Origin of the sequence: Streptococcus pluranimalium (genome assembly GCF_002953735.1) — a bacterium.
Taxonomy (GTDB): Bacteria; Bacillota; Bacilli; order Lactobacillales; family Streptococcaceae; genus Streptococcus; species Streptococcus pluranimalium.
The window spans coordinates 563,381-575,597 of record NZ_CP025536.1 but is presented as its reverse complement, the minus strand read 5'-3'; the positions used below and the strand labels follow the sequence as shown (position 1 = coordinate 575,597).

Here is a 12,217-nt window from a genome sequence, read left to right as displayed (position 1 = left end):
CTGTTCGGTGCTCTGTTGACAATTGAACAATATAAAAAGGCTTAGAAGGAGCGTTTCTTGACAACGTTATTCTAAGCCTGTTTATATTTTCATTTTTTAACTAATCAATAACCATATAACTCACTAACTGTAACAACCTCATAACCTTGCGATTTTAAATAGTCTAATACTGACGGCAAAGCATCTACGGATGTTTGGTGAATATCATGCATCAAGATAATTCCTCCAGGCGTCAACTGCTCCTTAAGTTTTTTCATGATGGCGGGTGTGGAATGACTTTGCCAATCGAGAGTATCAACTGTCCACATAATTTCTTTCATACCCACAGCAGCTTGTACCGTTGCGTTAGTAGCTCCATAAGGCGGACGCATCAACGTTGGTTTTTGATGAGTAATCTTTTCAATCGCTTGATTAGTAGCTGTAATTTCTTGCTTGATCCCTTCAACAGATAGAGTTGTCAAATTCGGATGAGACCAAGTATGATTTCCAATTTCATTACCTTGATCAATCATTCTTTTTACTAATGTCTCCTGACCAGCTAATTTATGACCAAGCGTAAAAAATGTCGCTTTAGCATTATATTGATCTAATATTTCCAAAACACGAGGTGTTGTGTCAGGATTAGGCCCATCGTCAAAAGTTAAAGCAACTCTCTTAAGATTCTTTTTCTTCTCCTCCTGGTAATCTTGATAACTTGTTAAATCATTCCCTGTGAGATATGTTCCTTGAATAGCATCAAAAATAGACGTAAGTGGTAGACTCAGTTCCTTAGTCAAAAAAAGCTGGCTATCCTTATAAGAAAAATTAATCTCTGACCAATCATCACTTTGGAAGGGTTCTAAAACTGTTTTTTTTCTCTCTTGTGACCAAGATCCCTGGCTAGTTGCCGCTTCAATAACTTTCCGAAAAGCAGCTTTATCCCTTATTAAGTCATTTAAAGTAAAAGGAGTCTTATACCTAGCATCTTTAAAATGTATCCGTTGATGTTCTTTATCTTTCTCCTTGATAATATCTAATCCCTTAATGCGATAACTACTTTCTTTTAAGACTAATTCTGAAATTCCATCTAAATTAGACGATGCTTTTTGCGGATAGAGTAGGTGCAGACGCTCAACTTCATGATTGGCATATTTCCCTAGCTGATTTTGCTTAGGCATTAGCGCCTTTAATTCTTTTTGAACAGGGTTACCTTCTTCGCCTATGCTAAAATAAATCCAGGATTCCTTATCCGACCAAACTTCTTGCCCATTTGATATCGGGATATCACGACTAAGATTATTTTGAAAGCCCTCAACAAAGTTTGTTACTTTTTCTTGTCGATATTGGGTATAGAACATTCTTCCTAAAAACATTATTAAAAATATTCCCCCGATAAGAAAGAATAATATGAGTAATATTTTCTTCATCTGCAACTCCTTTTCTTCATTATAAAGAGAAGAATTAAAAAAGACAAGAAAAAATCTTAATGTCATCAAAAAAATCGCTCTAATAATTAGAACGATTTTTTTGATTATTTAATATCAAAGACAACCGATTTTACAGAAGTCATAGCTTCAATAGAGTATTTAACCCCTTGGACACCAGCACCAGATTTTTTAGCTCCCAAGAATGGGAAATTATCGGTACCGCGTTGTGTTTTGTTATTGATGTGTACTGTACCAACTTCAAGCTGTTCTGCAATTGAGAAAGCAAGTGGGAAGTCGTTTGTAAATACAGAAGCTTGAAGACCGTATTCAGATTGGTTTGAAATCTCAATAGCTTCTTCAACTGATTTAACACGGATAACTGGAAGGACAGGACCGAATGGTTCTTCCCAAGCTAATTTCATATCAGTCGTTACCTTATCAAAAAGGACTGGGCAGATAAGATTACCTTCACGTTTGATTTCAGTCTTAACTTCAGCGCCTTTTTCAACAGCATCATTAATAAGTCCTTCAACAAAGTCTGCAGCACCAGTATCGATAAGTGGTGTGATATCCGCATTATCTTCTGGGTTACCGATTGTTAATTTAAGAACTTTTTCACGGATGATTTCGACAAGTTCATCAGCAACTTCTTCTTGTACAAGAACACGTTTAACCGCTGTACAACGTTGACCTGAGTAACCAAAGGCACCATCTACGATGTTTTTAGCTGCTTTCTCAAGGTCTGCATCTTTAAGAACGATAGCTGAGTCTTTACCACCAAGCTCAAGCATGATTGGACGCATACCAGCCATTTTACCGATACGTTCACCAACTGGAGTTGAACCTGTAAAGTTAATAAAGTTAACAGCTTCATGTTCTACAATGTAGTCACCAATAACAGAACCACGCCCTGTAATGGTACTGAAGACACCAGCTGGAAGACCAGCTTCAGCAAATACTTCAGCCAATAATAGACCTGAAATTGATCCTTGCGTTGGTGGTTTAAGAGCAACAACATTCCCTGAAATCAAGGCTGGAGCAATTTTTGAACCTGCCAAGTTAACGGGATAGTTAAACGGTGAAATAGCAAGCACTAGACCAAGAGGTTCACGACGAACGATGGCAATTTTTTTCTTGCTAGCAGCATCAAAACTACCGCCCTCAAGAACCTCACCTTCCATACGAACACCTTCTTCAGCTGCATAGCGGACAATTTCTGCTGTACGAATAACTTCAGAAACCGCTGCTTTATAACCCTTAGCAACTTCTTTAGAAAGAACAGCCCCAATTTTTTCAGCATCACGAACAAGGATATCTGCAGCTTTATGAAGGTAAGCTGCACGTTCTACATAAGAAAGTGCACGCCATGCTGGTTGAGCAGCGCGAGCAGTTTCGTAAACGTAGTCAACATCTTCTTGACTCATAGCTGGGACAGATCCTAGTTCTTCTCCTGTTGCTGGAGCGTAGATTTTAATGTCATTATCTGAAAGTTTCCACTCTCCGTTGACAAGGTTTTTATATTGTTTAGACAATTCCTTGCCTCCTTTACACTTAGTATGTTTTCTATTCTAGCACTTTATCTAGGGAATTCAATTATTTACTACATAAAATATCTGAATTTTCGTATTTTTATTTGATGATTCAAACAAACTAAAAAGAGGTTGCCCTCTTCTTAGTTGCTTAAATTATAGATATTCCTTTTGAAGTTCAAGAACTTCTTCAGCAGTTGAACATTCTGTAAGAGCACGATTGGCATACTCTTCCATTTTTGCTGAATCAAGAGTTTTCATCAAGCTACGTGTACGAAGTACAGATGTCGCTGACATAGAAAACTCGTCGAGACCCATTCCAACAAGGAGCGGTACAGCTTGTTGATCACCAGCCATCTCACCACACATACCTGCCCATTTCCCTTCAGCATGAGCTGCTTTGATAACATTGTTAATCAAACGAAGGATTGATGGGTTATATGGTTGGTAAAGGTATGACACTTGTTCGTTCATACGATCTGCTGCCATTGTGTATTGGATAAGGTCATTTGTACCAATTGAGAAGAAGTCAACTTCTTTCGCAAATTGATCAGCAAGCATTGCTGCAGCTGGGATTTCAATCATGATACCAACTTGAATGTCATCGGCTACTGCTACACCTTCAGCGAGCAAGTTAGCTTTTTCTTCATCGAAGACTGCTTTTGCTGCACGGAATTCTTTAAGTAGAGCAACCATTGGGAACATGATGCGCAATTGACCGTGTACAGACGCACGAAGAAGAGCACGAATCTGTGTACGGAACATTTGATCACCAGTCTCAGAAATTGAGATACGAAGTGCGCGGAATCCAAGGAATGGGTTCATTTCATCAGGAAGATCGAAGTAAGGCAGTTCCTTATCTCCACCGATATCCATTGTACGAACCACAACCGGTTTACCGTTCATGCCTTCAAGCACAGCTTTATAGGCTTCATATTGCTCATCTTCTGTAGGGAAGTCTTGAGAATCCATGTACAAGAATTCTGTACGGTAAAGTCCTACAGCTTCAGCACCATTATCATTAACACCTTCGACATCTTTTGGTGTACCAATGTTAGCTGCTAATTCAAAGTGCTTACCATCAGCTGTAACAGTTTGTGCATCTTTAAGAAGTGCCCATTCAGCTTTTTGTTTGGCATAAGCTTCACCAGCTTCTTTGAAAGCTGCGATTTCTTCTTGGCTTGGGTTAACGATAACTTCACCAGTAATTCCATTAACAGCCAAAACATCACCATCTTTTACAATTTCAGTAATGTTGTTAGTTCCAAGTACAGCTGCGATTTCAAGAGTACGAGCCATGATAGCTGAGTGACTTGTACGTCCACCAATATTAGTTACGAAAGCTTTAACAAAGTTTTTATCAAGTTGAGCTGTATCTGAAGGTGTTAAGTCATGCGCAATAACAATTGACTCTTCACTAATCGTTGCTGGGTTTGGCAATTTCACACCAAGGAGGTGAGCCAAGACACGTTTTGCAACATCACGAATATCCGCTGCACGTTCTTGCATGTATGGGTTGTCTTCCATACCTTCAAAAAGTATCACGAACATATCAGTAACTTCTTTCAAACCAGCTTCTGCATTAACTTGTTTCGCGCGAATTGTTTCTTTAATCTGACCAATCATTTCTGGGTCAGCAAGAACCATTAAATGAGCATCAAAAACGGATGCTGCTTCTTCACCAAGCGTACCTACGGCTTTTTCACGGATAACAGAAAGCTCGTCTTGAGACGCCGCTAGAGCTGCATCCAGACGAGCTTCTTCTGCATCTGTATCTGAAACTGAAACAGTTTCAAATGACAAATCCGGTTGAACCAATAGATATGCCTTAGCAACTGCAACACCATCAGATGCTGCGATTCCTTTAAGCATTTCTGTCATTTTCTTATGCCAATCCTTCTTTTGTCATTGTTTCTTCGATTGCTGCAAGAGCATCGTCAGCGTCTGCACCTTCTGCAGAAATTGTAACATCAGCACCTTGACCAACACCAAGACTCATAACACCCATGATTGATTTAAGGTTAACTGCTTTACCTTTGTAGTCAAGAGTGATGTCTGAAGCAAATTTGCTAGCTGTTTGAACAAGCAAAGTAGCTGGACGAGCGTGAATACCTGTTTCTGCTACAATATGAAAATCTTTAGAAGCCATGATGGTTCTCCTTTTTTCTCTTTTTAATTTTTGAGTCATCCATGATAACCCTTACAATTTCCAATTATAACACAAGCCTATTTTTTTTTCAAGATTTTATAAGCTAGATTGAAAAAATTTACAGGATACTTTCGACCTTCTTACATCACTTATGGAAAAATAATTTTGGCTTGTTTTCAATCTATATTTTCAACCTATATATTGAAGAAAAAAATCACTACTTAGCGTAAAATATTTGTTCAAAGACTAGTTCTATCTGTTTTCCTTAAGTTTTCATTCCAACACAATATATTGGGGTATAAGAAAAAGATATAACTATATTTTGTGTTTCACCAGTAATAATCTATTGCATTTTAAGCTAATTTTGGGTATGCTATTGTGGTACTTAAAAAGGAGAGTTATCAGATGAGTAACATTACTATTTTTTCAAAAAACAACTGCATGCAATGTAAAATGACTAAAAAATTCCTAGAAAAGGAAGGTGTTTCATTCAAAGAAATCAACATTGACGAAGAACCTGAACACATCGAATACGTGAAAAGTTTAGGATTTGCAGCAGCTCCAGTTATCCAAGCTGGCGATGTTGTTTTTTCTGGATTTCAACCTGCTAAACTCAAAGAAATTGTCTAAAAGTAGGGTAAGCCATTGAAGGTTGCCTTTCATACCCTTACTGGTCAGACAGCCAGATTTATCAACAAACTTGACATCGCCCAAGATGATATTATAACACTGATGCCAAGTGGGCAAACACCTCACTGTCATCATAAGTTTGTTGTCATTATTCCCACTTACAATGACAATTTTGACTATGTTGAAGATTTTATTGAAGACAATCTAGCACATTGTTACGGTATCATTGGTATCGGCAATCGAAACTTCGGCCCTGATTTTTGTCGTGAAGCCAAGGAATTAGCACAAAAATATCAGCTACCACTGCTCCATGAATTGGAATTTAGCGGTACTGTAGAAGACACTAACATAGTAAAAGGAATCTTAGCGCATGAGTCTTAAAGATTTGGGAAATGTTACTTATTTCCGTTTAAATAATGAAATTAACCGTCCCGTTGATGGACAAATTCCTCTGCATAAGGACAAAGAAGCTCTCGCAGCTTTCTTTGAAGAAAATGTCAACCCTAACATGATGCCTTTTGGTTCAATGACAGATAAAATCAACTATCTGATTGAAAATGATTACATCGAAACAGGTTTCATTAACAAGTATAGCCAAGCATTTATTGAATCCTTAGCCCAAGACTTAAAAAACGAGAATTTCCAATTTAAGTCATTTATGGCGGCTTATAAATTCCACCAACAGTATGCTCTTAAAACAAATGATGGAGAGGCTTACCTAGAAAGCATGGAAGATCGCGTTATGTTTAACGCCCTCTATTTTGCAGATGGTAATGAAGAATTGGCTCGTGATTTAGCTAAAGAAATGATTAGCCAGCGGTATCAACCTGCTACTCCTTCATTTTTAAATGCTGGACGTAGCCGTCGTGGGGAGTTGGTCTCTTGTTTCTTGATCCAAGTGACTGATGATATGAACTCAATCGGCCGTTCAATCAACTCTGCACTTCAACTCTCACGTATTGGTGGTGGTGTTGGTATTTCCCTTTCTAACCTTCGTGAGGCTGGAGCTCCTATCAAAGGTTTTGCTGGAGCTGCATCTGGTGTGGTTCCTGTTATGAAACTCTTTGAGGATAGCTTCTCTTACTCTAACCAACTAGGGCAACGTCAAGGTGCTGGAGTGGTTTATCTCAATGTCTTCCATCCAGACATCATCTCTTTCCTTTCAACCAAAAAAGAAAATGCGGATGAAAAAGTGCGTGTTAAAACCCTGTCACTCGGTGTAACTGTTCCTGATAAATTCTACGAGTTGGCTCGTAAGAACGAGGACATGTACCTCTTTTCTCCTTACAATATTGAAAAAGAATACGGTATCCCATTCAACTACATCGACATCACTGAAAAATATGATGAGTTAGTAGCTAATCCTAAGATTACAAAGACTAAAATCAATGCTCGTGAATTAGAAACGGAGATTTCTAAGTTACAACAAGAGTCTGGATACCCTTATATCATCAATGTTGATACTGCCAACCGTTCTAATCCAATTGATGGTAAAATCATCATGTCCAACTTGTGTTCAGAGATTCTACAAGTACAACAACCAAGCATGATTGACGACGGTCAAAACTATCTTACACTGGGAACAGATATTTCATGTAACCTTGGTTCAACCAACGTTGTAAATATGATGACCTCTCCTGATTTTGGACGTTCGATCAAAGCGATGACACGCGCCCTTACTTTCGTGACAGATTCATCAAGTATCGAAGCCGTTCCATCTATTAAGAACGGTAACGACCAAGCTCATACTTTCGGACTTGGCGCTATGGGACTTCATTCCTTCCTTGCTCAACAGCACATCGAATATGGTAGTCCGGAATCAATTGAGTTTACGGATATTTACTTCATGTTGCTCAACTACTGGACACTTGTAGCTTCTAATGAAATTGCCCGTGAGCGTCAAACGACTTTCGTTGGTTTTGAAAATTCTAAGTATGCTGACGGTAGCTACTTTGACAAGTATGTTACAGGTCAGTTTGTACCGAAATCAGACCTTGTAAAAGACCTCTTCAAAGATCATTTCATTCCTCAAGCAGAAGATTGGGAAGCTTTACGTCAGGCAGTTATGGCTGATGGTCTTTACCACCAAAATCGCCTAGCTGTGGCACCAAATGGTTCTATCTCTTATATCAATGATGTTTCTGCTTCCATTCATCCGATCACACAACGCATTGAAGAGCGTCAAGAGAAAAAAATTGGTAAAATCTATTATCCAGCGGCTGGATTGTCAACAGATACAATCCCATACTACAAATCAGCCTACGATATGGACATGCGTAAAGTGATCGATGTTTACGCTGCTGCTACTGAGCATGTTGACCAGGGTTTGTCATTGACCCTCTTCATGCGTAGCGAAATCCCAACGGGGCTCTACGAATGGAAAGGTAGCGCCACCAAACAAACCACTCGTGATCTATCTATCTTACGTAACTACGCTTTCAACAAAGGTGTCAAATCAATCTACTATGTACGTACCTACACCGATGATGGTGATGAAGTTGGCGCTAACCAGTGTGAATCTTGTGTCATCTAATAGAACACCGTAATGTATTGAAGCTTGTCTAGTCTTCTCACACTTTGACATACCTGATTTGCTAATTTGCTTTACAGCCACTTTCATTAGCCAAATCAATATCACCGATGTTCATTGACTTTCAGCCAACTTATTTTGAAGTTGGCTGCTTGTTTATGTTAAACTATAAAGAGTCATTAAACGTCATTTTTACTATCTGTTTTTAAGGAGTCTCCATGACAAAATTTACTTATTATGAAGCCATCAACTGGAATGAAATCGAAGATGTGATTGATAAATCCACTTGGGAAAAATTGACAGAACAATTTTGGCTTGACACCCGTATCCCACTCTCTAATGATTTAGATGATTGGCGTAAACTATCTGCTGATGAAAAAGACCTTGTTGGGAAAGTTTTTGGTGGCCTTACCCTTCTTGATACTCTTCAATCTGAGACAGGAGTTGAGGCTATCCGTGCCGATGTTCGTACGCCACACGAAGAAGCTGTCCTTAATAATATTCAGTTTATGGAATCAGTCCATGCCAAATCTTACTCTTCCATCTTTTCAACGCTTAACACTAAAAAAGAGATTGAAGATATTTTCGAATGGACTAATACCAACCCTTACCTCCAACGTAAAGCAGAAATCATCAATGAAATCTACAAGAACGGTGATGCTCTTCAGAAAAAAGTGGCTTCTACTTTCTTGGAAACCTTCCTCTTCTACTCTGGTTTCTTTACACCTTTATACTATTTAGGGAATAACAAACTGGCTAACGTCGCTGAAATCATTAAATTGATCATCCGTGATGAATCTGTTCACGGTACTTACATTGGTTACAAATTCCAATTAGGCTTTAACGAATTGTCCGAAGATAAGCAAGAAGAATTCCGTGAGTGGATGTATGACCTTCTTTATACGCTTTATGAAAATGAAGAAAAATATACGGAAACACTCTATGACAATGTCGGCTGGACCGAAGAAGTCATGACTTTCCTTCGCTATAATGCTAACAAAGCTCTTATGAACTTGGGGCAAGATCCACTTTTCCCAGATACAGCAAATGATGTTAATCCAATTGTCATGAATGGTATTTCAACAGGAACATCTAACCACGACTTCTTTAGTCAGGTTGGTAATGGTTACCTACTTGGTAGTGTTGAAGCCATGCAAGATGATGATTACAACATGGGACTATAGGTCTCACGACTATATGAAAACATTAAATCCAGGCTATCACGCCTGGATTTTTACGTTATAGATTAGAATAGAAATTATCTGACTATTAAAAAGGTATTTGAAGTGACCTCTAAAAATTGATATACTGAATTTAAGACATTCAGACTACGGAGGTTAGCATGACACAAAAACAAGTTGAGAGACAATCCCTTATCGTATCTACGATCGGAAATTTCTTTATTGGGCTTGCAGGTCTCATTATCTATATTGTGACCGATTTAAATGCCTTGCTTTTAGATGGCGTATTCTCACTGATAGCCTTCATCTCTACTTTAGCAGCTGTCTTTATCTCAGGTAACAGCCACCGTAAAACTGAGACATTTCCTAATGGCATGTACTTTTTAGAGCCCTTATACGGCATCTTGAAATCAATCGCAACGCTTATGCTCCTGATTATTACCTTACTCGAAACAAGCGCTGCTGCCTATGCTTTTTTTATCCACGGAGAAGGGCATGTCATTGAGACCAATTTGGTACTACCTTATACTATCTCGATGGTCATCCTATGCTTTGGGTTAGGATTTTATAATCGTCAGAAAAATCGTCAAATCAATCACTTATCAACTATTATTGCTGCTGAAAGCAAAGGAAATTTTATCGATGGTCTAATTTCTGCGGGAGTGGGTATTTCTATCTTGCTACTAAAAATTATCCCGATAGAAAGTGCTCTTGGCTTTTTGCATTATACTGCAGACTTTTTTATCACTTTAATTCTCGTTCTTTTTTCCTATAAAGAACCTTTAACAATCTTAACAGATTCCTTCAAAGAATTTACACAGTCACCTACTCGAAATAGGCAAATTGTTCCTGTCATCCACGATGTTTTCCAGACACATTTCAATAAATACTATCACGACTTGGATATTTTTATTTACAAGCAGGGAACTCATATCAGTGTTCGAGTCCACATCCTAGACCCAGCCAACTTAGATCTCATCTCAGAATCCGTCAATCTCAAATCCCTTATCCTTGAAGATTTACAAAATTCTTTTGAATTCGTCACTGTTGAATTTGCCTTTTAGGCATTAAAAAACCAAGTAGAGCATTAACTCTGCTTGGTTATTTTGTTTTTCTGAGATCTAGTAAAGTTTTAGTAATACTGAGAAAAACGAGAACTAGAATCCCATTTAAGATATTTTTACTAAAACTAGCACCATCATTAAAGGCATGGATTGACATCACAATATGTGCAACTGTTGCTATTATCATAAAAACAACAGCAATCAATGTTACTTTTTTTGCATCATGCTACTCCTTATTTCCCATCATTGATCGTCGAGTGTTGATAACCATAACTGACATAAATCAAAGTTCCTAAACCTAAAGCTACTATGAAAGCAATCCAGGTCACAGCTTGATACTGGCTCATAAAGACTAGACAAATGACAATAGCAATGATCGGTAAAACAGGCACAAATGGCATTTTAAATTCGCCCTCTTTTGGTAAACCTGCTTGTTTTCGTAAAACGATGATAGCAATGGCTAAAAGCATGAGATAAGCAAGGGTTGTGATATTGACAAACTCAGCTAAACTAGCTAATGGCACCATACCAGCAAATATCATCGCTCCTACACCAGTTACTAGTGTTGCATTTCTAGGGATGCGAGATTTTTTAGTCACCTGACTGAGAGTTTTAGGAAGCAAACCGTCACGACTGATACTATAAATCGTTCTTGATAGGGCGAATGTCATGGAAATACAAACCGTAATCAAGGTCAAAATAGCTACAACCGAAACATAATTACCAGCCCAAGTCAATCCTACAGAGCGTAGTGCATAAGAGACCGCATCTGAAATATTGAGCTTGGTATAATGCACCATACCTGTTAAAATTAAGGTAACTAGCATATAAATAGCTGTCACAATCATTAATGACAAGGTAATCCCCTTAGGTACCTTCTTTTGAGGGTCATGGACTTCATCAACTGCCATGGAAATGGATTCAAAACCAAGAAAGGCAAAGAACATAATGGAGGCACCTGCAAGAATCCCTGAACGACCACCAATAGGATTTCCCCAGCCAAAAGGCGAGAATGGCGTCCAGTTATCAGGTTTTAAGAAGAAAAGACCAAGAACAATAAAGAGAACCAAAGCTGAAAACTTGAGAACAACCAGAGCACTATTGAAACGCATGGCTTTTTTAGAATCCATGAGAACAATCGCTGTCACAAATAGCATCACCAGAACTGGCAGAAGATCGATAAACTGCCCCTTAGCTGGGTTAAAGGTTCCGTTGATTGCAGCTGGCAGCTGGATGCCATAATTAGCCAGCAAACCTTTTAAGTAAGATCCCCACCCTGAAGCAACACTAGAGACTGCAAAGAGAAATTCCATGATAATCAACCAACCAGCAATCCAAGCTGGAAACTCTCCCAGTGTAGCATAAATATAAGAGTAAGCACCCCCATTAGCAGGAATGCGTGAGGCAAATTCAGCATAAAAAAGCGCAAAAATACCTACAGCAATGGCAGAAAGCGCAATGGAAATAATTAAGGCAGGACCAGCGTATTGCGCTGCACCAATACCTGTAATGGTGAAAATACCTGTTCCTACCATCGAACCAAGTCCCAGAAAGACAAGGTCAATAACCTTAAGATGACGTTTCATTTCAGTCTTATCTAGACTGGTATTTTTTTGACGAAAAATAGACACTATTTTCCCCTTCTTAATTAAAAAATTTATGATTTTCAAAAGAAAACTCAACTTATCTATTTTATCATAAAAATAGTAAAAATCACCATTACATGAA

At 38.4% G+C, this 12,217-nt stretch carries 10 protein-coding genes; 5 read left to right on the top strand and 5 right to left on the bottom strand.

Translation table 11 applies throughout. The features are described 5' to 3' along the window. Window positions 1-104: 104 nt before the first annotated feature. From C0J00_RS02955 to C0J00_RS02940, 4 genes are all read right to left on the bottom strand, one after another. A complete protein-coding gene (locus tag C0J00_RS02955) occupies window positions 105-1,406 on the bottom strand; it encodes a polysaccharide deacetylase family protein (protein WP_104967492.1) in 1,302 nt (433 codons plus the stop codon). A gap of 104 nt (window positions 1,407-1,510) precedes the next feature. Then, on the bottom strand, window positions 1,511-2,938 hold the full coding sequence (locus C0J00_RS02950) for an NADP-dependent glyceraldehyde-3-phosphate dehydrogenase (RefSeq protein WP_104967491.1): 1,428 nt from the start codon (window positions 2,936-2,938) through the stop codon (window positions 1,511-1,513). A gap of 153 nt (window positions 2,939-3,091) precedes the next feature. Beyond that, a complete protein-coding gene (ptsP, locus tag C0J00_RS02945; RefSeq protein WP_104967490.1) occupies window positions 3,092-4,816 on the bottom strand; it encodes a phosphoenolpyruvate--protein phosphotransferase in 1,725 nt (574 codons plus the stop codon). A gap of 4 nt (window positions 4,817-4,820) precedes the next feature. Beyond that, window positions 4,821-5,084 (bottom strand): phosphocarrier protein HPr, encoded by a 264-nt coding sequence (locus C0J00_RS02940; protein WP_003064009.1) that lies wholly within the window; start codon window positions 5,082-5,084, stop codon window positions 4,821-4,823. Window positions 5,085-5,489: 405 nt separating this feature from the next. On the opposite strand from C0J00_RS02940, the gene nrdH reads away from it, so the two are divergent. From nrdH to C0J00_RS02915, 5 genes are all read left to right on the top strand, one after another. Next, window positions 5,490-5,714, top strand: coding sequence for a glutaredoxin-like protein NrdH (nrdH, locus tag C0J00_RS02935; protein ID WP_104967489.1), 225 nt, complete (start codon window positions 5,490-5,492; stop codon window positions 5,712-5,714). 15 nt (window positions 5,715-5,729) lie between these two features. After that, window positions 5,730-6,095, top strand: a complete 366-nt coding sequence (locus tag C0J00_RS02930) for a ribonucleotide reductase stimulatory protein (protein ID WP_104967488.1) — start codon at window positions 5,730-5,732, stop codon at window positions 6,093-6,095. Next, entirely contained in the window at window positions 6,085-8,247 is a 2,163-nt protein-coding gene (gene nrdE / locus C0J00_RS02925; RefSeq protein WP_104967487.1) for a class 1b ribonucleoside-diphosphate reductase subunit alpha, read from the top strand. Before C0J00_RS02930 ends, nrdE begins: the two co-directional genes overlap by 11 nt. Window positions 8,248-8,462: 215 nt before the next feature. Continuing rightward, entirely contained in the window at window positions 8,463-9,428 is a 966-nt protein-coding gene (gene nrdF / locus C0J00_RS02920) for a class 1b ribonucleoside-diphosphate reductase subunit beta (RefSeq protein ID WP_104967486.1), read from the top strand. 158 nt (window positions 9,429-9,586) lie between these two features. Further along, entirely contained in the window at window positions 9,587-10,489 is a 903-nt protein-coding gene (locus tag C0J00_RS02915) for a cation transporter (protein WP_104967485.1), read from the top strand. 233 nt (window positions 10,490-10,722) lie between these two features. Here C0J00_RS02915 and C0J00_RS02910 read toward each other — a convergent pair whose 3' ends face one another. Next, a complete protein-coding gene (locus C0J00_RS02910) occupies window positions 10,723-12,123 on the bottom strand; it encodes an amino acid permease (protein WP_199773987.1) in 1,401 nt (466 codons plus the stop codon). Window positions 12,124-12,217 lie beyond the last annotated feature (94 nt).